Here is a 21,787-nt window from a genome sequence, read left to right as displayed (position 1 = left end):
AGTTTTTGTCAAACTTTTCGCTAAAAACAGGTTTAATTCACCGGATCCAACCCTTATTTTGTGCCCGAGGTCATTGACATATGTATTATCACCAGATCTTTGGTTGTTCATAAGGAAGTTTTATGTCCGAAAGCCCCTTTCTTTATTTACGCTATTTCTCAACTATGGTACCATGAAAATTAACATTATTCATAGTTTTGTTGTCGGAATTAACTAGCTAATGATCAAGAGGAGGTTATCGCATGGCGTATGAACCGATATGGACCGCAGAGCCGGAGAAACTAAACAAGTTTGAATTCGTCAAATTGGAAAAAGACGGCCTGGACGTAATCCGTACGATAATTGAAGAGTATGCGGATAAAGGGTTTGATTCCATTCCAGCGGACGATATGGACCGTTTCAAATGGGCCGGCGTGTATCAGCAAAAACCAAGAGACGGTCATTTCATGATGCGCGTGCGCATTAATACAGGTATCATGACCACTGCTCAGGCGCGTGCCCTGACGGATATTGCCCGCTTATACGGACGCGACTTGGTGGATGTGACGACACGTCAAGCCATTCAATTTCACTGGCTGCGGGTGGAGCATTTACCGGATATTTTTAAGCGGCTGGATGAGGTTGGTTTGTATTCGTACGAAGCCTGCGGTGACTGCCCGCGGACTATCGTCGGCAATCCGCTCGCCGGGATCGACAAGAATGAATTGATCGATACGACGGAGATCGTCGAAGAGGTCAACCGGTTTTTCCTGTTGAATCGGGACTTTTCGAATCTGCCACGAAAATATAAAATGTCGATCTCCGCAAACATCTATAATAACGCACAAGCGGAAATTAATGATTTGGCCTTTACGCCAGCGGTCAAAGTAATTGATGGCAAGGAAGTTATCGGTTTTCATGCTATGGTCGGCGGCGGTTTATCCGCAAAACCACATTTAGCCAAGTCGCTGGACATTTTCGTAAGACCGGAGGAAGTGCTGAAGGTTGCGATTGGGGTCACCACGATATTCCGCGATTATGGTTACCGGGAGAAACGTCATCAAGCTCGCCTGAAATTTCTGGTCGCCGACTGGGGACCGGAGAAATTCAAAGACAAACTCGTCGAGTTGGTTGGCGAGTTGGAATCTCGCGGGGAAGACAAAACCGTCGGCTGGCAAGCAGCCTACTTTGACGGAGTACATCCACAGAAGCAGGAAGGACTTAACTATATCGGTCTCAACGTACCGGTGGGTCGATTAAATGCCGATGAGCTGGAGCAATTGGCGGACGTGGCTGATCAATACGGCGACGGCAAAATCCGTACCACCATGTCTCAAAACATTTTGCTTAGCGGCATCCCGGACAACAAAGTGGAGGAAGTTCTCCAGGCGCCGGTACTCCGACGGTTAACTCCGTTTCCGAAGCATTTTATGAGCCGGACTGTCTCCTGCACGGGTAATGAATTTTGCAACCTGGCCATTGTGGAAACGAAGCAACGTGCGATCGAAGTGGCGGAGTACCTGGACCAACATGTGTCACTGGATGAGAAGGTTCGGATCCATTTTATCGGCTGCCCGAATGCCTGCGGACAAAAGCACATCGCGGACATCGGATTGCAGGGTTCTTTGGTCAAAACGCCGGAAGGCATGGTCGATGCGTTCGACATTGCGGTAGGCGGTACCTTGGGTGGTGGAGCGAACGGTCCACAAGCCCAGTTTAACCAAGCGCTCAAAGGCCGCGTCAAAGGGGATCAGGTCGCGTACGTCCTGGAACAACTGCTGCTGTTCTATAAATCAAATCGGAATGCCTCCGAGTCCTTCCATGATTTCGTCCTTCGCGTTGGTGTCCCGGCGTTCCAAGAGCAATTAAGCCAGATCTTAGAGGCGGGAATCGCCTCGTAATCTCATTTTATTTGAAGCAAGAGTTGTGATATTATGGGAATTAGAAGGATACATTAAAAAAGAGCGGAGATGCGCGAACATCTCCACTCGGCAACAGCCGCTTTTAAGGGCGGTTGACTGTGAACGGTTTTGTCTACTGAAATAGACCGGTACCTTGTTCGGGGCGGTCTATTTCTTTTTGCTTTGGTTCAGTGCCATGACGATCGTAACAATCAGCCCGATCAGTGCAATATGAAGCGCACCGAAGATAATCATAATTATACCATTATTGGAATATATTAATAGCCAAAGAAGCAGCCTCAATTTAAAGAGACTGCTTCTTTCTATCTTCTAAACGACTTCCCGATCCTTCTCTTCCTCTACACTTAATTCTGCGGTGCGCTTGGCATCCCGCTTGAGGATTGGAGCCAGGTAACGCCCGGTGTAGGAATTCTCAACCTTTACGATGTCCTCCGGTGTACCGGTAGCAATTATCGTTCCTCCGCCGCTGCCGCCTTCGGGACCTAAGTCGATTAGGTAATCCGCCGTCTTGATCACATCCAGATTATGCTCGATGACAAGGACCGTTTCTCCGGAGTCGACCAGGCGATGAAGTACGGTAAGCAAACGATCGATATCATCGACATGTAACCCGGTCGTTGGTTCGTCAAGAATGTAGATCGTTTTACCCGTACTGCGGCGATATAATTCCGAAGCCAGCTTCACGCGTTGGGCTTCCCCGCCAGACAACGTTGTAGCCGGTTGCCCCAGGGTCACGTAACCCAAACCAACGTCCAGCAAGGTTTGCAGCTTGCGATGAATCTTCGGAATGTTCTGGAAGAAATCCGTCGCATCTTCGATCGTCATCTCCAGCACGTCGGCAATACTCTTGTTCTTATACTTCACTTCCAATGTCTCCCGGTTATACCGTTTGCCTTTGCAGACTTCACAAGGAACGTACACGTCGGGCAGGAAGTGCATTTCAATCTTGATGATTCCGTCCCCTTTGCAAGCTTCGCAGCGGCCGCCTTTAATGTTGAAGCTAAAGCGACCTTTCTTGTAACCGCGCACTTTGGCTTCGGTCGTCTGCGAGAACAGATCACGAATGTCGTCAAACACCCCGGTGTACGTAGCCGGGTTGGAACGTGGGGTTCGGCCGATTGGGGATTGGTCGATATCGACAACCTTATCTACATGCTCAAGCCCTTTGATCTCTTTGTATTGCCCTGGACGTACTCTTGCCCGATTTAAATCTCGAGCCAATGTTTTATACAAGATTTCGTTGACGAGGGTCGACTTGCCGGAACCAGACACTCCGGTCACTGCCGAAAATACGCCAATCGGGAATTTCACGTTGATGTTCTTCAGATTGTTCTCTTTGGCCCCTTTGACTTCCAACCAACGGCCGTCCGGTTTACGCCGCGACGCCGGCACCGGAATAAACTTCTTGCCGCTCAAATACTGACCGGTCAGAGAACGCGGATCGTCCATGACTTCTTGAGGCGTGCCTTGCGAGATCACTTGGCCGCCGTGGATGCCTGCTCCAGGCCCGATATCAATGATATGATCCGCCGCCAGCATCGTATCTTCGTCATGCTCGACGACGATCAACGTATTCCCGAGGTCACGCATGTGATTCAGTGTCGAGATCAACTTATCGTTGTCCCGCTGATGCAGTCCGATGCTTGGCTCGTCAAGGATATACAGGACGCCCATCAGACTGGAACCAATTTGCGTAGCCAGCCGGATGCGCTGCGCTTCGCCGCCGGACAACGTGCCAGCCGCCCGGCTTAGCGTCAAGTATTCCAGACCGACGTTCACCAAGAAACCAAGCCGACTGTTGATTTCCTTTAAGATCAAGTTAGCAATGGATTTTTCCTTATCCGTGAGCTCCAGGTTATCAAAAAACTCTCTTGCATCACCAATCGACAAGGACGTCACATGCGCGATGTTCTGGCTGTTGACCGTAACCGCTAAGACTTCCTTCTTCAACCGGTCACCGTGACAGGTGCTGCAAGGTTTAGAGCCCATAAACTCCTCAATGAACTCACGAATGCCCTCCGAAGCGGTATCGCGATAACGCCGTTCCAAGTTTGGAATGACCCCTTCAAATGTCACATAGGCATCTCTGCTCATCCCGAAGTCGTTCTCATAACGGAACCGAACCTTCGTATCACCTGTTCCATACAGCAGCTTGTCCATCTGCTCCGCCGTTAACTCGGAAACCGGTACATTTTGCGGAATATGAAAATGCTCGCAAACTGATCTTAGAAACTGTGGATAGTAGTTGGAAGTGCCTCCCGCCCACGCCTCAAAAGCGCCTTCCTCGATAGACTTGGACGGATTGGAGACAAGCAGGTCCTTATCGATGATCATCTTCACGCCAAGTCCATCACACTCCGGACAAGCCCCAAACGGACTGTTGAACGAAAACATCCTCGGCGACAGCTCCTCCATACTAAACCCGCAAATCGGGCAGGCATAGTTGGAGCTAAAGCGAAGCTCCTCTTGGCCGATAATATCGACGAGGATTTGTCCGCCGGACATCTTGAGCGCGGTTTCGATGGAATCCGCCAGGCGGCTGCGTGCATCCTCCTTTACGACAATCCGGTCGACGATGACCTCGATCGTATGCTTCTTATTTTTCTCAAGTTCAATATCCTCCGACAAATCGCGTTGTTCGCCATCCACCCGAACCCGGACGAAACCTTGCTTGGCGATTTCGCTGAACAAGCTTTTGTGCTCACCCTTTTTGCCGGAAATAACGGGGGCTAGAATCTGCAGTCTCGTCCGTTCCGGATATTGCATGATCCGGTCAACCATCTGCTCCACGGTCTGGGACGTGATTTCAATGCCGTGCTCTGGACAGTGCGGATGCCCAATCCGAGCAAACAAGAGACGAAGATAGTCATAAATTTCCGTTACCGTACCCACCGTTGAACGAGGGTTACGACTTGTCGTTTTCTGGTCAATGGAAATGGCCGGAGACAATCCTTCAATTGAATCCACGTCCGGCTTATCCATTTGCCCCAAGAACTGCCGCGCATAGGCGGATAACGACTCAACGTAACGACGTTGTCCCTCCGCGTAAATGGTATCAAAAGCAAGCGAGGACTTACCGGAGCCGCTCAGCCCTGTAAGCACGACAAACTTGTCGCGCGGTATCGTGATATCTATGTTTTTAAGATTATGCGCTCTAGCGCCTTTAATGACGATACTCTCACTACCCAACAACTTCATCTCCCTTTTTAGATGTAATCCAAAAATTGACTTTTGATCACGAAGCAAAGTTCTAAAGCCTATTCGGCATCGAATCTTGAATTCAGTCGGTCGAGGCGTATGCTTCCGAAGTATGTTTCCTGCGGAAACATTTGAGTTGCTCACATAGGTTTGCCTACGCTCCGCTACTCCCTCTCTCCTTCATCCAACCTTCTCGGTGCTGAAAACCCGATTTTTAAACTTTGATTGAAATCTAACGGAACGTAGAGACGTTATTTGTCCATTTCCCGGCTATTTCCCGATTTAACGGAACCCAGAGACCTTATTTGGCATAAATCTCTACGTTTTAGGTCTCTTTCGGCCAAATAGCATCTCCTCGTTCCGTTAGAATGAAAAGGCTGTGTTCACTGGAGCAAATAAGGTCGCTCAGTTCCGTTACAATGGTCCGCGCCCCCGGCCGAAGCCAACAACGGCGGAAGAAGCCGGCGCCCGCTCCTAGCGATCAAGGCCCGTCTTCTCAGCTCGAATCCTTCAACGAAGCTGCCCACGTCAACTGACTCGCGGCCACAGGCTCCTCCCTCTTAGAAGGGGGCAGCACGCCGCAGCCATCACTCCGCCCGCAGCTCCAAAATCGCGTCACGCAGCTCCGCGGCGCGCTCGAATTGCAGATTCTTGGCCGCTTCTTTCATCTCGACTTCCAGACGGCCGATCATCGCTTCGCGGTCGCGTTTGGACATCTTGCCTTTGGCGTCGGCCAGATAATCGGCTTTGCTCTCCGCTACCTTGGTGGCCTCGATCACGTCGCGAACCTTCTTACGAATCGTCTGCGGCGTGATGCCGTGCTCCTCGTTGTAAGCGATCTGGATGCCGCGCCGCCGTTCGGTCTCCTTGATCGCCCGATCCATCGAATCGGTGATCGAGTCGCCGTACATCAGGACTCGGCCGTCCGAGTTCCGCGCGGCCCGCCCGATCGTCTGAATCAGCGAACGCTCCGAGCGCAGGAACCCTTCCTTATCGGCGTCCAAAATCGCCACCAGCGACACCTCCGGCAAGTCGAGGCCTTCCCGCAGCAAGTTAATCCCGATCAGTACGTGGAATGTCCCCAGTCGTAAGTTACGCAAAATCGTCATCCGTTCTAACGTCTTGATATCGGAATGGAGATACCTGACTTTGATACCAACTTCCTTCAAATAATCGGTCAAGTCCTCTGACATCTTCTTGGTCAGCGTCGTCACCAGTACGCGCTCATCCTTAGCGATACGGTCGCGGATTTCTCCGATTAAATCGTCGATCTGCCCTTTCGTTGGGCGTACCTCGATAATCGGATCCAGCAGGCCTGTCGGACGGATAATTTGCTGTACCATCGTAGGGCAATGCTCCAGCTCATAAGGCCCCGGCGTAGCCGATACGTAGATGAGCTGCGTCGCTTTCTCCTCGAACTCCTCGAACCGGAGCGGACGGTTATCCAGTGCCGACGGCAAACGGAAACCGTGATCTACCAGCACATTTTTACGCGCTTGGTCACCGTTGTACATCGCCCGGATCTGCGGCAATGTGACGTGGGATTCGTCGATGACGATCAGCATATCATCCGGAAAATAATCCATCAACGTATACGGCGTCGCCCCCCGCTCCCGGAAAGTTAACGGACCCGAGTAGTTCTCGATCCCTGAGCAGAAGCCGACCTCCTTCATCATTTCGATGTCGTAGCGTGTCCGCTGCTCCAGCCGCTGAGCTTCCAGCAGTTTCCCCTGCGCACGGAATACTTCCAGCCGTTCTTCCAGTTCACGTTCGATGTTCGTGATGGCGACCTTCATCGTCTCTTCTTGAGTAACGAAGTGAGACGCTGGGAATATCGCGATGTGATCACGTTCACCGACTAACTCACCGGTCAACACATCAATTTCCGTGATCCGCTCAATCTCGTCGCCAAAAAACTCCACGCGCACCGCTTGCTCGCCCCGGGATGCCGGGAAGATCTCCAGCACATCGCCGCGCACCCGAAACGTCCCGCGTACAAAGTTCAAATCGTTCCGTTGATATTGGATATCTACCAGTCGGCTCAAAATCTGGTTGCGCGGCTTCTCCATCCCCACCCGCAGTGATAGCACCAAATTACGATATTCCATCGGCGAACCGAGACCGTAAATACACGACACGCTCGCCACGATGATGACGTCTCTCCGCTCAAACAACGAACTCGTGGCCGAGTGACGCAATTTATCGATTTCTTCATTAATGCTGGAATCTTTCTCGATGTAGGTGTCGGAGGAAGGAATGTAGGCTTCCGGCTGGTAGTAATCGTAGTAACTAACGAAGTAGTCAACCGAGTTATTGGGGAAAAATTCGCGAAACTCGCTGGCCAGCTGCGCCGCCAATGTCTTGTTGTGTGCGATAACAAGGGTGGGCCGTCCGAGCTTCGCGATCGTATGTGCGATCGTAAACGTCTTTCCTGTCCCGGTCGCCCCGAGTAACGTCTGGTGCTTCTTTCCAGCGATTGTACCCTCTACCAGTTGTCGCACCGCCTCCGGTTGGTCCCCTTGGGGTGTATATTCGGAGATCAGCTCGAATTTATTGTCGCTAACCACGATTTCACTCATTGTCCAACATCACCCTATCGTCTAAAATGGAATACTAGAGGCGTCTCCGGTATTCGTTCTATCTATGCATGAGATGGTTTCCTCAAGATGTTCGTTTCTTCATCTAAACTAGGATCGTCATCATTCCGATGAATAAACCAAGCTTAACCTTTGAGCCCTTCCTAAATTTATCAAAATAGGAATGGGTGTTCCCATGTATTATACCTTTTTCATCCTATAGATGCAAACGGTAAGTCGAGAATAGGAGTTGTACACAATCCATGGATATTGCAACGCTGATAGGCATCATTGTCGGACTCGCCGCCCTCGTTGGCGGATTTATGCTGGAAGGCGGTCAATTGGGTGGTTTGCTGCAAATCACCGCCGCTTTAATCGTGTTTGGCGGCACCTTCGCCGCAGTGTTGATCAGTTTCCCCGTCGCCAAGCTGCGTACGGTACCCAAGGCATTGGCTCTTGCGTTTATAAGCAAATCTCCTGCACAGGATGACGTGATCGAGGAGATAGTCGGTATGTCGTCGATCTCCCGCCGCGAAGGCGTATTAGCCTTGGAAAAAAAGGCCGCTGAGCATCGGGATCCTTTTTTACGCGAAGGTATTCAGTTGGTGGTGGACGGTACAGACCGCGCGATGGTGCGGCAAATCATGGAGCTCGAAATCGATGCCGTATCGAAAAAATATGACGGCTACGCCAAAATATTCGAATCGGCCGGCGGGTACGCTCCAACGATGGGGATTATCGGCACCGTGATGGGGCTCATCCACGTGCTCGGCAGCTTGTCCGAACCGACCGCGCTGGGGCCTTCGATCGCGCTTGCTTTTACGGCGACGTTATACGGGGTGGCCAGTGCCAACCTGATCTTTCTTCCGATCGCCTCCAAAATCAAAGCGCGCTGCGACGACGAAATCGACCGGATGGATATGATGCTTGAAGGGATTTTGTCGATCCAAAACGGCGACCATCCTTTGCTCGTGAGGCGGAAGTTGGAGTCTTTTACCGCGGAAACCACAAGACTTCTGCCTGTCAGCGAACCGGAGAAACCAGTTGGCTTTGGAATTGACTCCCGTATTCGTAGCTCTGAGGAGAATGAGCGATGAGACCGTCCAGCAAATCGGGCAAGAACACCGGACCGGAGCGTTTGCCGCGAGAACCACGCAGGCGCGGACGCCGTGCCGAGCGAAACGAGACGAAAGATCGTTGGCTGATCACCTATGCGGATTTGATTACGTTGTTATTGATTTTTTTCGTGATGATGTATGCCATGAGCCGGTTAGACGTGGAAAAATATGAAGTCGTGACCTCCTCCCTCCAGCACACGTTTAAAGGGGGGGATTCGATCTTGGAGCTGGGCAGCGGCATTATGGGAACGGAGGGCCGTTCCAACCACAAGAATCCGCCGGCTTCAGCCGATAACGGCAGCAAACAAGGCGAAGGGGAAGGCACTACGGGGCAAGCGGACAGTACCGGTCAAGGGCCGTTGACGGAGAGGGAGCTCGCTTTTCGCAAACAAGAGGAAGAACTCGCGAATTTAATGAAACTGATTGAGGCTTATGTTAAGGACAACTCACTCGAGGATCAAATCCGCGTGACCGACTTACCGAAAGGCATCTCGATCACGTTAAGCGACCGATTCCTGTTTGACACCGGACAAGCCGATCTGAAGAGCGGTTCGGCCAAGACGCTAGCCAAGCTGGCCAGCTTGTTCCGGCAGCTCAATACCGTAATCAGCATCGAAGGCCATACCGATAGTCTGCCGATCGTCTATGCGTCGGAGTTCAAGGACAACTGGGAGTTGTCGGGGGCCAGAGCGCTGTCGGTCCTGAGGTTCTTCGTGGATAAGGAGAAGCTGGACCCTCAGCATTTCCAATACGCCGGTTACGCTGACACCCGCCCGGCTGCAGACAACGACACGCCCGAAGGCCGCCAGAAGAACCGCCGGGTGGAGATCACGGTGCTAAGGCAGTTGCAGAAGTAGGGGAAGCTAGCGAGACGTTATCTGCGTGCTTGTGTCCCATGCCGATGTCAGCGATGTCAGGGCTCTTTACCCGCATGCTTAGCTCTAACGGACCACAATGACGCTATTTGCTATTTCCCGGCCCATTTCCCCAGCTAACGGACTGGAGAGGCCTTATTGGCTAGTTCATCGGCGCTAACGGTTGAATTTGCTCCATATAACGTCTCTGGGGTCCGTTAAAATCAACAATTGATGTGTACGGACTAAATAAGGGCCACTCAGTCCGTTATCGATCCTCAGTGAGTAGTAACAACCGCCGGAACATTGCCAGAAGACGATAAAAGCGTTAAACTATGCTCAAACAGGCCGTGAAGCACACGCCGTCTTGATCCTTCTACCTTTAGTTGGTGGAATGGGATCGGGGCGGCGTTTTTGTTTTCACCAGCTGGAGGAAGGTTGGGTTGAGATGAAATTTGATCAAGCTTTTAATGCGTGGATGGTACGCCAATTGGAGGAAGAGAAGAACCCTAGACGGTTGGAGCTCCTCACAAAGGGATTAGGACATGGCACCCTGGAATTTTTGCGGCTCGTCTGGTACCCTGCCGTAGGTCAATTCGATCACTTATACGCGGAATGGGAGGTGCGGGACTTCAACAACGGTTACCGATACTTGGACCTCGCTTATCTCCCTGGGTCAGGAACGGTGAAAGGGGCTATTGAAATTCAAGGCTACGGCCCCCATGCAAGAGATCTGGACGTACGGCGCTTCAAGGATTTATGCTGGCGGCACAGCTTACTGGCGTTAGAGGGTTGGACGTTACTCCCCATCGCTTATTTGTCTATCGTGGAGGAGCCGAAGCAATGTCAGCAGCTGGTCTTGTCGTTTATTGGGAGGTTCATCACAACGAACCTGATGGCTGATCTGAATTGGCTGGAAGCAGAAACCGTTCGCTTCGGTCGTCGTCTTTATCGTCCATTTACGCCCAACGAGCTGGCAACACATCTCAGGGTTTCTGTTCGCCATGCCAGAAATATTTTGCATGGGTTAATCGAGAAGAACCTCTTCGCCGTCGCCAAAGGGAAAGCTCGATATCGCAGTTATCATCTAGTTGAGTAGGTGCTCAAGGGATCGTCAGCGCTCTAACGGAACGTAGGGACCTTATTGGATATTTCCCGCATGATTTCCCGTTTTAACGGAACGTACGGATCTTATCCAAGGTGTTTTACTGTTTATTGCACACGATAAGACTAAATAAGAGCATCTGGTTCCGTTACATTCTGGATAGGTTCGATTCGAGCTATATAAGGGCTCCTAGTTCCGTTAGAGAGACAGCTCTGCTAAAAAAATCCCCTAATGAGATGGTGAAACCACCTCATTAGGGGATTGGTCTGAACATTAGCGCGCGCCCTACGCCTCGGCGGCCGGCCCGTCGGCCGCCGCGGGCGCACCGCCGCCCGTCCGCGCTTCGCGCTGCGGCGCGGGCGTGGCGCCCCGAGCGCCGCGCACCGCGCGGGCGCTCGTGCGCGGGCGCAGCAGCTGCAGCAGCGACAGCGGCTGCAGCCTTACCGCCGCCGGCGCCAGCTCATCCGGCGCGAGGATCGCGCCGAGCTGGTGATGGTCGCCGGCGTAGATGGCGCGCTGGAGGAATTTGCTCTCGCCCGCGAGATTCAGCACCTCCAGCTTGCAAAAAGCCGGGTTGATCCGCAGCGCCGCATGCAGATCTTCCTTGGTTGGCACCGGCACGCCGTTGACCTTGACGATGGACTCGCCGGCCCGGATGCCCAGTTCTTCCGCCGGGCTGCCCGGCAGCACCGCGAGCACCTTCAGTCCCCCTTGCGGATGGACGAACAGCGGACTGCGTTGCTGCTCCTCGAAGCGGCTCAGCCAAATCAGCGCTTCGTGCAGCGCAAACGCCGCGAGTGCGGCTACCGGCAGCAACGGACTCCACCACGAGGTAAGCAACGCCAGTACCGTGATGACCGCACCGTAACCCAGCAGCCGGCCGGATGAGACGCGGGCTTTGTCTTTTGGCAACAGTCCCATCGTCATCTCCGAGAACCCGAGCACAATCGGCAGCGCCATCAAGCTAAAGCCACCTTGCCACGCATCCCCGCCGAACAACGGCGTCCATGGCAACACCCCGCCCGTCGTTTGCGCAGGAATGAGCAGGAACAGCGGCACCGGCCACAAGCTTTGCATCTGATACCCGCCGATCAGCTTCCCCCGCTTGCCCTCATAAAACAACGGTCCGGCAAACGACGCACCCTGCCACCGTACCAGCAGGCCCTCGACCAGGTGCAGCAGTCCAACCAGGCAGAGCAGCGCCGGAATGTCCAGCTCCCGGACGATGCGCACGACGTCGCTCACAAAGCCGCTGCCCGCAAATCCCGGGAACAGATTCAACCCGAACTGAATCACGCCGAGTATGCCCACGGAATAGGCCAGGCATAAATAGCGGATGCGGAACAACATCAGCACGATCGTAACCGCCCAAAGGCAGAGGATCCCCTCCATCGTCAGATTCATTCCCAGGAATACGAAGACGACGGACACCGCCAGACCCGCCAACAAGCCGGCTAGAACGGTTCGCCAAGTCTGCAAGCCCCAGCTGTGCAGGCGAACATGAAACAGACGGCGCTCCAGCACTACCTGCCTGCGATAGATCAGCAGGACGACGATGATCGAAATATAGTAAAACGGCTGCAGCAACAGCTGCATCCCTGCTTCCGCCAGACTCCATAATCCTTCCAGAATGAGATCCAAGAGGTACTCACGCTCCTTTATGTTAACTTAAGTTCTTCCGCTAATCAGAAAAAAAGAGGGCCGGATTTCAGCCCTCTAAGGGATTCGACAATTACGAGGTGATTTCCTTCCGCACAACCTCGAGTGCGCGATTTAACTGCGCATCGTTTTTCGGATCGCGGATTTGCTTAATGACGCTGCTCTCCAACGCCTCGGCCGTTTTCGTATCCAACACGCCGTTCGCCGTGAGCTTCTGATCGGCTTGGAATTTCTTCAACGCCTTCTCGGTATTTTTATCGAAGTACCCGTCCTTCCGGCCCGGAGCGTATCCAAGTCCATCCAGCATCGTTTGAGCGCTTTTGATATCTTCGCCGAGCATATCGAATTTGTACGTCTTTTCCTTATTGATCGGGGCTACCGTAAAATAGTCCGGCTGGGACACCGCAATGTCCGGCTTGATCCCCTTCTTGTGAATCCATTCGCCGTTTGGCGTCAGCCATTTGGCGATGGTGATTTTCAGCAGGCTGCCGTCCCCCATCTCCTGGCTGTAGCTCGATTGCACCGTTCCTTTGCCATAGGTGGCTTCGCCAACCAGCTTCGCCCCCGCGGACTCCTGCAACGCTCCGGCTAGGATCTCCGAGGCGCTTGCGCTGCCCTTATTAGTGACGACAACGATCGGATAGGATTTGCCGCTTCCTTTGGAAACTGACTGCTGCCGCCGTTTGTACTTATCCTCGATTTGGACGATGGCTTTGCCTTTCGGAACGAATACCTCCGACATCGCCTCAACGACGTCAAGTACCCCGCCCGGATTGTTCCGAACGTCGATCACCAGACCCTTCATGCCTTGTTTCTCCAAGGCGTCCAGCTCTTTTTTGAAGCGATCGGCCGTATTTAGTGAAAACTCCGTTACCCCAATAACTCCGACCTTGCCTTCCTTCATCTCGGCATACACCGTTTCCAGCGCGATGTCGTCACGGACGATCTTAAATTCCAGGGTGCTGGCTGTCCCTGCCCGCTTGACCTTCACTGTGGCCGTCGTGCCTTTCGGGCCGCGGATTTTCGCGACCGCCTCATTCAGACTCAAGCCCTCGAACGATTCGCCGTTGACCGACAGCAGGATATCCTTGGGCTGAATCCCCGCCTTTTCCGCAGGGGAGCCCTTGATCGGAGAAACGACGACTACATTGCCGTTCTCCATGGAGACCTCCGCCCCAATTCCGGTAAAAGAACCCTCAATCTGCTCCGAGAATTGCTGCGCCGTATCGGGCGCCATGTAGGAGGAAAAAGGATCCTCCAACGCATTCATCATTCCGTCAATGGCGCCGTTAATCAATTTGTTCGTATCCACGTCTTCGACGTAGTTTTTCTGGACGAGCTGGAGCGCCGTCTCGATTTTTTTGATATCCTGCTTTGAGCCGGTGCTGGCTGTGTCAGCAAAATTTCCACTACGCAGCGGTCCTGTACCGGCAAAGCTCCATTCCCCTGTCAGTGTTAACGTCAACAAACTGCTGACCAGCATGGCTGCGACAACGAGCAGGGTTACCGTACGACCTTTATACATCCTTGATCACCGCCTCCGAAAAATAAACGTGCCGGGGAACCTCCCGGCCCGTCCGAATTGAACGTCCCATAGTATATGTCCCGCCCATGAGAAATATTTACAATATAAGGTTGTTTTAAAATCGGCTTCTTATCACGATGCACTATCAAGGAGCCTAATCGACATCGAATCTTGAATTCAGCCGAGTCCAAGCGTGTGCTTCCGAAGCATGTTTCCTGCGGAAACATTTCAGCTGCTCACGTAGCCTACGACTACGCTCCGCTGTTTAAGTCTCTAGCTTCATCCAACCTTCTTGGGGCTAATTAACCCTGACCAAACAGGGAAAACGGACCCTTGCCTCAAAAGAGGCGGTATCCGTTTTCGTTCGAACACTATAGCTATTTTATTACAAATAAGGCATTGGGTCTACCGGGTTTCCGTTAATCCGGACTTCAAAGTGGCAATGCGGCCCAGTTGAGTTTCCGGTGCTTCCCACTTCGGCGATTTTTTCGCCTTTCTTGACCTGCTCGCCTTTTTCTACTTTAATTCCGCCGTTGCGGATATGGCCGTAGAGCGTCCATACGTTGTCGCCGTGGTCGATGATCACCGTGTTACCGTACCCACTCCACCATTCCGCGACGATAACGACACCATCCTCCGCCGCATGGATATCCGTGCCTTGAGGGGCCGCGAAATCCACGCCGGTATGTTTTTTCTTCACGCCGGTAATCGGATGGATCCGCGTACCGTACCCGGAAGAAATTCTTGCGCCGTCCACCGGCAATCCAAACGAACCGCCGTTGCCTTTGAATCCGCCCGAACCGTTAGAACTTTTCTTATATTTGTAAACCTGAGCCGCCTTCACCTTGTTCTTCTCTTGCTCCAACGCAGCCCGTTTCGTTGCCAGCTCAATCAGGAGTGCTTCTTGTTCTTCGCTGATATCTTCGGATTGTTCGATGTCGGCATTGTATTTCGCGATCAGCTGCTGCTTCTCGTTTTCCTTGGATTCCAAATCGCTTTTACGAGATTCAGCTTCTGCATACAACTGCTTCACTTTCGCATAATCCTGCTCCAGCTGTTGTTGTTGCTGCACGATCAGCTCCTTATCCCGCTTGTGCTCATCCAGAAGGACGTGGTCCTGATTGGCAATGGCCTGAAGGGAGTCAGCCCGCTCCAGAAAATCAGTAAAACTGGTGGAGGACAATAGCACGTCCAGATAGGAAACGACGCCATCCGTATACATCAACCGAACGCGGGTGTCGAGCAAATGCGAACGTTCCTCGATTCGCGCCTGGGTCTGGTCCAATTTCTCCCCGGTCGTGTGCAGGTCCTGCTCCGTCTTATCAATGTCCAGCGAAATTTGAGTCAACTCGTTGCTGACGACCTCGATCTGTCCCATCAATTGTTTCAGGTAATTAGTGTTTTTATTGACGTAATGCTGCGCTTCTTGCTTCTGATTAGCAGCATTTTCCTGTTGTTTTTTAGCTTGTTTGGCCTGTTCCTGAAGCTGCTTCAGCTCTTTATCGATCTGGCTGATGGTTTTCGTTTTAGCGAAACCTTCGGTAGGTTGGAAGATTAAAGCGGCTAATGCGACAACGGTGATCGTGGTTATCCATTTCTTCAACTTCGTTTCCCCATCCTTCATATAAGGTAGTTAAAAATTACGGCTTTTGATCGCGGTGCACTACACCTTCAAAAACTTCCGGATCGACATCGTACTTCCCCAAACTCCGATCAGGAATCCTAAACCAACAAGCAAGCCGCCCAATTCCAGGCCGATCTCACTTAATGGAACTAACTGAATGGCCAACGTGACGTCGGCTTTCACCGAAGACACCAGCTCGTTGTAACTGAAGAACAACACGCCTACGGTGATCAACGACCCGATCAAGCCGATCAACGCGCCCTCCACGAAAAACGGCCACCGAATAAAGGTGTTCGTCGCGCCAACCAACTTCATGATGCCGATCTCGCGGCGACGGGCCAGAATCGTTACCCGAATCGTGTTGGAGATGAGGAACATCGCCATCAAGCCTAGTCCGGCCACGAAAGCGAATCCGATATTGCGGATCGCCCGGGTGATTTTGAACAATTTCTCCACCGTGCCTTGACCGTAATTGACTTTATAGATCGGCTTCTCCTCGTACTTATCGTTAAGTGCGGTAATCTTGCTCGCAACATAAGGGGCAGTCGTCGGCTCAATCACTTGAACCTCGAAGGTGTCTGGGATCGGGTTCGTCGTTTCGTCGTAGCCCTCGAGCAAGTCCTTGCCTTCCTCGCCAAGCTTCTCCCGGAAGTCCTTTAACCCTTCGGCTTTGGGGATCAGGGTAACTTTGCTGACTTCTTCCATCGAGCCAATGTCGTTGTACACCTGATCTCGTACGGCTTCCGTCACATCCGAGTTCAAGTAGGCCTTGATCTGTACCTGGCTGTCCGCTTCATCGGCAAACGCATTGACATTCAACACAAGCAAGGTAAACACGCCCAAGATGAGCAGTGAGACGATGATCGAGGTCACGGACGCCACCGACATCCAACCGTTGCGGAATACGCTCTTTGCGCCTTCCCGAAAATGCCGCAAGAAGGTGCTAATATTCATAACCGTATTCCCCTCTCAGCTGGTCTCGCACGATGTTGCCGTGTTCGATCGCGATAACGCGTTTGCGCATCGTGTTCACGATTTCTTTGTTGTGGGTAGCCATAACGATGGTGGTTCCGCGGAAATTGATTTCATCCAGCAGCTGCATGATCCCCCAGGAGGTCTCAGGATCAAGGTTCCCCGTAGGCTCGTCCGCAATAATGACGGACGGATTATTAACGATCGCCCGGGCGATTGCCACACGTTGCTGCTCTCCGCCGGAAAGTTGGGAAGGATCGCGATTGGCTTTATTTTTCAGCCCGACAAGGTCGAGCACTTCCATCACGCGTTTCTTGATAATCTTCTTAGGGGCTTCGATGACCTCCAAAGCAAAGGCGACATTTTCGTAGGCCGAGAGCTTCGGAAGCAGTCGGAAATCTTGAAAAATAACCCCGATATTTCGGCGCACATAGGGAATTTTGCGAGGTTTGAGCTTGCCAATATTAAAACCATTGACGGAAATTTGCCCTTTCGTGGGCACTTCTTCCCGGTAAATTAGTTTCATAAATGTCGATTTCCCTGCGCCGGAGGGACCAACCAAATATACGAATTCATTACGATCAATTTTGATCGAAACGCCTTTAAGGGCGTGGGTTCCATTCGGATATGTCTTCCAGACATCCTGCATTTCTATCACTTAATCACGTCCTAGATCTATGATTCCGTTCTGTAGATGACCCTTTTTTACATTCGACATGTTCCTGCCAATTCCTTTAAAACCTGAGTAATTTCCTTGAAGTCCGATTTTTATTGTAACAAAGATGTTACCTCTTGAGTACCCGAAAGTTTTCGATAATTTGATCATACATATGGTTGTACAACATTCTTTTCTATTAAATATAGGTCTTTAGATAAAGGAGCCGGTTATGAAAAAGAAACATTTGGCAATGATCTTCCTTTGTGTTGGGCTCCTCGGCACGGCGTTTTGGGGAGCGTTAACTTTATATGTTTCGCAGGACAGCTTGCCTCCAGGCACCCTTGTGGCCGGATTGGAGCTAGGCCGACGCCATCGGGAGGAAGCCCTGCAACTGCTTGACCAAGAGATTGCCGCGTTAAGCCAGAAGAAGGTCGTGTTTACGGTGGACGGCAGTGTGAAAACCATGACCTGGGCGGAAGCCGGGGTGACGTTTGGAGCCGAGCCGTTTCGCGAGGAGGTGCGTCGACTGAGCGAAGGATCTTTGTGGGAGAGGGTGCGAACGCGAAGAGACTTTGATCGACAGTGGATGCTTACCTTAACCTTTGATCCTCGGAAACTGCAGGCGGTGTTTACTCCTGAATGGGAAAAATCGTTGTTTGGTTCTCCGGTTAACGCCGTACGGACGATTACGCCCCAGGATCAGATCCGCTACCAGCCGGGGATCGCAGTGAAACGTATCGACTGGGATCGCTTGTTGGAGACAGTGCCAAAGCAGCTTGGGGAGGAAGTACGTCGGTTGGAAAAGAATTCATGGCATGAACCAATGCCGACACAGGAAACGTTGTCTTTGTCTTTGTCGAAACAGCTTCCAACGCTGCGATTTACCGTGCCGCTGAAAACCGTGCAGCCCAAGGTCACCGTAGATCTGCTCAAAAAAGAAGGCATCCGCCGCAAAATCGTCCAATTCTCCACCAGTCTGCGGACCAGCGGGGTCGGGCGGGTGCATAACGTTGACTCGGCGGCCCGCAGTATTGATGGGATCGTGCTGGCCCCGGGTGACATTTTCGATTACGGCGAAGCGATCGAATATGCCGAGAAGACGTTCGGGTTCCAGGAAGCCCCGGTGATCTTCGGGGGCAGACTGGTGCCCGGGGTCGGCGGCGGCATTTGTCAGGTGTCGAGCACGCTCTACAATGCAGCGGTTCGCGCCGGGCTGTCGATCGTGGAGCGGCGGAATCACTCCCTGCCGGTCAGCTACTTGCCCAAAGGTCAAGATGCCACGTTCGCCAAGGGCTACATTAACTTCCGCTTCAAGAACACCTCCGGCCACCATCTCCTGATCCGCGCTACGGTGGAGAATCGCGAACTCACCGTTAAGCTGTTCGGCGACATCCCGGAGAACATCAGTTACTCGCTTGAATCCCGCACGACGGAGATCCTCCCTCCGCCCAACAAATATGTCGCAAACACTTCGCTCCCCGTCGGGAGCCGTCAAGTGCTGGTACGCGGGAAACAGGGGTATATCGTTGAAACGTATCGCCTCAAGAAGGTGGATGGGCGCACAGTCGAGCGCACGCTGATCTCCAAGGACACGTACCCGGCACAGCCAACGGTGATCGCCGTGCACGATACCAAAGGGGGGGCGGCTAGTGGCGGTAACTCTAACAATAGCAATAAGAGCGGACGTCCTGAGAGTGCGCCGTCAGAGCGCCCGCCTAAGCAAATCTTAGAGGACGGTGTAACCGGTCCGAATTTCCGGTGAGGTTAGGGGGGCTCTGCCCCCTAACTACTAACAACTTATCATAACGGTAAAAAGGGCGCTATTTCGTCAAATTCACACCTCATCACCGATATAAGGGAATATTATGGCGTTATTTTACGATGTGAAGTCAAAACTCGCGTCGATCGCGACTTCTCACCAGCAATAAGGACATTTTTTACCGTTATTTCCCCGGAAATTGTCTTGGCGAGTCAAATAAGACCATAAAACGGCGCTATTTCATCTCAAGTTACAGGATAAGCCGTTTGGCGTCGAGCAAAAGTTGATAAGTACGCACTCGTACGCTTCCACTAGCTGGTTGGATCCACTGTTTCTCCACCATTTGTCGTAACCATTTACGCGCCGTTTTGTTCTCCACTCCCATCGTTAAGCAAATATCCCCCGGTGTTAGAGGTCTTCCCAACCGTAGGAACAGACGAATCAGCTCCTTCTCATGATAGTTAGCCTGAAATAAAGTCTCCCCCTCCCCCAACCACCTCCCCATAAACTGCTGTAGTGTCTGCTGGCAGTAGCTAGGATTGTCGCTGACGTCATCGTAGGTAAAGCGCAACACTTTCCAACCGTCCAGGATCAGGTCGTTTTGCCGCCGGCATTGGTCCGAGAAGCGGTCGCGGCTGATGTTTCGCAAATGGGGGCCAAACCCGTCGATTTCGATCGCCAGCTGCACTCCCGAGCGAAGGTAAGCAAAGTCGAGATAGCGCATCCCATCTTTAAAGTCCGTCACTTCATATTCGGGATGAAGATGGCGGAAATGCCCGAAGGCGGGCCACCACACTTTTTCGACAAATGCCTTTTCCGCGTGCCCGTGGCCCTCCTGTAGTCTCCGTTCCCTCTCCCCTTCCCGACGACTCAAATGATCGCTAAGCCACAATGCATGCGTCTCCTGAAATCCCATCTCAATAACCTCCTCCGTAGAAAAAATAAAAACGCCTTCCGTCGCGGATATTTCATCCGACAACAATAGGCGTGTGCTTCACGAATTATTTACTTGTCTATGTCCCATTCTACCACAAGCCTGCGAAATTCTTCCACTTCTCCATTAGTTAGTTTGCCCATAAGTGCAGTTCTCCACGCAGACGTCTGAGTTGCTGCACAAGGTAACTTGAAGTATACTGGTCTGCGTCTGACGTATTACATCACTTCATGATCAATTCACTACATAAAATAAACTTCCCACTTCCAAACTAACTAAGGTAATGAGCGAAGGAGGCTTCCTCTACTATGAATAAATCGATCGCCCCCACATTGAACCCTGCCCGCAGCGCCTCCACCTGGCTGTTGGTCACCGCGGTTCTGCTAACCGCTGCGGCCTTGCGATCCCCTATCACCGGGGTAGGTGCCATCATCGGCGAAATCGAAGCAACCACCGGCTTGTCGCATACGCTGTCGGGTATGCTGACGACGCTACCGCTAATCGCCTTCGCGGTGTTCGCGTTGGCTGCGCCGGGCTTGTCCGCAAAGTTCGGGATCGAGCGGACGTTATTCTTCAGCATGATCCTGATGACCGGCGGTATTCTCGTCCGTTCGCTGCCGTCCGTGACCGCGTTATTTGCCGGTACCGCGCTAGTCGGCATCGCCATTGCCATCGGCAACGTGCTGCTGCCCGGGCTGATCAAACGCGACTTTCCGCAGCAAGTCGGATTGATGACCAGCCTGTTCACCACGTGCCTGACCTTCTGGGCGGCGATCTCCTCCGGGATCAGCGTACCGCTGTCCCAAGGACCGCTCGGGTGGCGCGGCGCGTTGACCATTTGGGTTGCCTTAACGGCGGTCGGCGCCCTCGTCTGGCTACCTCTATTGCCACGGCGTGCCAAAGCGCCCGGCGGCAAGGGCCAAGCCGCGGAGGCTACAAGCCGCTCTCGCATCCCAGAAGCGGCGGTATCCAGCGACCGGACAAGCCCTACATCCACCCAGAGTAAAACAACCGCTGTTCCACGCCTTCGCATCTGGCGCTCACCAGTTGCATGGCTGGTAACGATGTTTATGGGCTTCCAGTCGATCCTGTTTTACGTCAGCATTTCCTGGCTGCCGGACATCCTGCAGGAACGGGGAATGAGTGCCGAACAAGCCGGTTGGATGCTGTCGCTCATGCAGCTGATCAGTATGGCCGGCTCGTTCGTGATGCCGCTGCTGGCCGCACGGTCCGACAGCCAGAAATGGCTGACCGCCGCCACCGCCGCTTTATGCGTGATCGGCTTCGGCGGCATCTGGGCAGGGCCGGTATCCCTGGCCGCCCTCTTCATCCTCTTGCTTGGGATCGGCTCCGGTTCAACCTTCGGCCTAGCGATCGTCTTCTTCTCACTTCGCTCACGAACGACGGAGCAGGCCAGCGCCCTGTCGGGCATGGCGCAATCGGTCGGTTACATCCTAGCCGCGTTCGGCCCAACGCTATTCGGCTACCTCCATGACCTTAGCGGCAGTTGGGACACCCCGCTTGCCGTCATCACCGGAGTGTCGATCTTAACCGCCCTGTTCGGCTACGCCGCCGGCCGCAAAGGGTTTATCGACGCCGCATAGGCGCAGACGGTGAGCCGACCGCTTTCCCGCAGCCTTGTCGGTTGTCGGAATGTTGCATTTTAATCAAGATTTCAGTCCCAGATCGCCTGAATATCCAGGAAATGTTGCATTCTAAGCAACATTTCCCGAACTCCAAGGCGCTGTAGCCCCGAAATGTTGCACTTTCTGCAGCATATCGACTGAAACCCGGAGGGCTGCGCGAATAATGTTGCACTTATTGCAACATTCCATAACCGCAACCGCACCGCAACCGCACCACCCCCGCGCAGCAACGCAAAGAAGCTGCCCCTTGGGGCAGCT

At 52.8% G+C, this 21,787-nt stretch carries 15 protein-coding genes; 6 read left to right on the top strand and 9 right to left on the bottom strand.

All coding sequences use genetic code 11. The features are described 5' to 3' along the window. The first annotated feature begins 242 nt into the window (after nt 1-242). Nucleotides 243-1,880: a nitrite/sulfite reductase gene (locus M0651_RS18660; protein ID WP_248553240.1), complete on the top strand. Its 1,638-nt coding sequence runs from the start codon at nt 243-245 to the stop codon at nt 1,878-1,880. A gap of 168 nt (nt 1,881-2,048) precedes the next feature. On the opposite strand, the gene M0651_RS24210 is transcribed toward M0651_RS18660, so the two are convergent. The 3 genes from M0651_RS24210 to uvrB form a co-directional block, all read right to left on the bottom strand. Beyond that, entirely contained in the window at nt 2,049-2,135 is an 87-nt protein-coding gene (locus M0651_RS24210; protein WP_308195548.1) for a putative holin-like toxin, read from the bottom strand. A 75-nt stretch (nt 2,136-2,210) separates the two neighbouring features. Next, on the bottom strand, nt 2,211-5,090 hold the full coding sequence (gene uvrA, locus M0651_RS18655; RefSeq protein ID WP_248553239.1) for an excinuclease ABC subunit UvrA: 2,880 nt from the start codon (nt 5,088-5,090) through the stop codon (nt 2,211-2,213). 596 nt (nt 5,091-5,686) lie between these two features. Continuing rightward, a complete protein-coding gene (gene uvrB / locus M0651_RS18650) occupies nt 5,687-7,678 on the bottom strand; it encodes an excinuclease ABC subunit UvrB (RefSeq protein ID WP_248553238.1) in 1,992 nt (663 codons plus the stop codon). 260 nt (nt 7,679-7,938) lie between these two features. Here uvrB and M0651_RS18645 point away from each other — a divergent pair, with 260 nt between their 5' ends. From M0651_RS18645 to M0651_RS18635, 3 genes are all read left to right on the top strand, one after another. Beyond that, nucleotides 7,939-8,772: a flagellar motor protein gene (locus M0651_RS18645; RefSeq protein ID WP_248553237.1), complete on the top strand. Its 834-nt coding sequence runs from the start codon at nt 7,939-7,941 to the stop codon at nt 8,770-8,772. Next, nucleotides 8,769-9,650 (top strand): OmpA/MotB family protein, encoded by an 882-nt coding sequence (locus M0651_RS18640; protein ID WP_248553236.1) that lies wholly within the window; start codon nt 8,769-8,771, stop codon nt 9,648-9,650. Before M0651_RS18645 ends, M0651_RS18640 begins: the two co-directional genes overlap by 4 nt. A gap of 445 nt (nt 9,651-10,095) precedes the next feature. After that, nucleotides 10,096-10,746 (top strand): transcriptional regulator, encoded by a 651-nt coding sequence (locus tag M0651_RS18635; protein ID WP_248553235.1) that lies wholly within the window; start codon nt 10,096-10,098, stop codon nt 10,744-10,746. 291 nt (nt 10,747-11,037) lie between these two features. On the opposite strand, the gene M0651_RS18630 is transcribed toward M0651_RS18635, so the two are convergent. The 5 genes from M0651_RS18630 to ftsE all read right to left on the bottom strand — a co-directional run bounded on the left by M0651_RS18630 (nt 11,038) and on the right by ftsE (nt 17,190). Beyond that, entirely contained in the window at nt 11,038-12,393 is a 1,356-nt protein-coding gene (locus M0651_RS18630; protein ID WP_248553234.1) for a PDZ domain-containing protein, read from the bottom strand. A 91-nt stretch (nt 12,394-12,484) separates the two neighbouring features. Continuing rightward, a complete protein-coding gene (locus tag M0651_RS18625) occupies nt 12,485-13,936 on the bottom strand; it encodes a S41 family peptidase (protein WP_248553233.1) in 1,452 nt (483 codons plus the stop codon). Between the two features lie 385 nt (nt 13,937-14,321). Then, entirely contained in the window at nt 14,322-15,539 is a 1,218-nt protein-coding gene (locus M0651_RS18620; protein ID WP_372491013.1) for a murein hydrolase activator EnvC family protein, read from the bottom strand. Between the two features lie 60 nt (nt 15,540-15,599). Next, on the bottom strand, nt 15,600-16,514 hold the full coding sequence (gene ftsX, locus M0651_RS18615) for a permease-like cell division protein FtsX (RefSeq protein WP_248553231.1): 915 nt from the start codon (nt 16,512-16,514) through the stop codon (nt 15,600-15,602). Next, nucleotides 16,504-17,190: a cell division ATP-binding protein FtsE gene (ftsE, locus tag M0651_RS18610; protein ID WP_193417900.1), complete on the bottom strand. Its 687-nt coding sequence runs from the start codon at nt 17,188-17,190 to the stop codon at nt 16,504-16,506. Before ftsE ends, ftsX begins: the two co-directional genes overlap by 11 nt. Nucleotides 17,191-17,419: 229 nt before the next feature. On the opposite strand from ftsE, the gene M0651_RS18605 reads away from it, so the two are divergent. Further along, nucleotides 17,420-18,952: a VanW family protein gene (locus tag M0651_RS18605; protein WP_248553230.1), complete on the top strand. Its 1,533-nt coding sequence runs from the start codon at nt 17,420-17,422 to the stop codon at nt 18,950-18,952. A gap of 247 nt (nt 18,953-19,199) precedes the next feature. On the opposite strand, the gene M0651_RS18600 is transcribed toward M0651_RS18605, so the two are convergent. Beyond that, entirely contained in the window at nt 19,200-19,865 is a 666-nt protein-coding gene (locus M0651_RS18600) for a putative endonuclease domain-containing protein (RefSeq protein WP_248553229.1), read from the bottom strand. A 326-nt stretch (nt 19,866-20,191) separates the two neighbouring features. Between M0651_RS18600 and M0651_RS18595 the strand changes: the two genes are divergently transcribed. Then, complete coding sequence (locus M0651_RS18595) at nt 20,192-21,487, top strand: CynX/NimT family MFS transporter (protein ID WP_248553228.1); 1,296 nt, start codon at nt 20,192-20,194, stop codon at nt 21,485-21,487. The last annotated feature ends 300 nt before the right edge of the window (nt 21,488-21,787 follow it).

It is taken from the genome of Paenibacillus mellifer, assembly GCF_023195895.1.
Lineage (GTDB): Bacteria > Bacillota > Bacilli > Paenibacillales > Paenibacillaceae > Fontibacillus > Fontibacillus mellifer.
This window is presented reverse-complemented; position numbering and strand designations above follow the sequence as displayed.

Coding starts and splice junctions, on each gene's coding strand:
- M0651_RS18660 (WP_248553240.1), top strand. CDS start 243: ATGGCGTATGAACCGATATGGACCGCAGAGCCGGAGAAACTAAACAAG.
- M0651_RS24210 (WP_308195548.1), bottom strand. CDS start 2,135: ATGATTATCTTCGGTGCGCTTCATATTGCACTGATCGGGCTGATTGTT.
- uvrB (WP_248553238.1), bottom strand. CDS start 7,678: ATGAGTGAAATCGTGGTTAGCGACAATAAATTCGAGCTGATCTCCGAA.
- M0651_RS18645 (WP_248553237.1), top strand. CDS start 7,939: ATGGATATTGCAACGCTGATAGGCATCATTGTCGGACTCGCCGCCCTC.
- M0651_RS18640 (WP_248553236.1), top strand. CDS start 8,769: ATGAGACCGTCCAGCAAATCGGGCAAGAACACCGGACCGGAGCGTTTG.
- M0651_RS18635 (WP_248553235.1), top strand. CDS start 10,096: ATGAAATTTGATCAAGCTTTTAATGCGTGGATGGTACGCCAATTGGAG.
- M0651_RS18625 (WP_248553233.1), bottom strand. CDS start 13,936: ATGTATAAAGGTCGTACGGTAACCCTGCTCGTTGTCGCAGCCATGCTG.
- ftsX (WP_248553231.1), bottom strand. CDS start 16,514: ATGAATATTAGCACCTTCTTGCGGCATTTTCGGGAAGGCGCAAAGAGC.
- M0651_RS18605 (WP_248553230.1), top strand. CDS start 17,420: ATGAAAAAGAAACATTTGGCAATGATCTTCCTTTGTGTTGGGCTCCTC.
- M0651_RS18600 (WP_248553229.1), bottom strand. CDS start 19,865: ATGGGATTTCAGGAGACGCATGCATTGTGGCTTAGCGATCATTTGAGT.
- M0651_RS18595 (WP_248553228.1), top strand. CDS start 20,192: ATGAATAAATCGATCGCCCCCACATTGAACCCTGCCCGCAGCGCCTCC.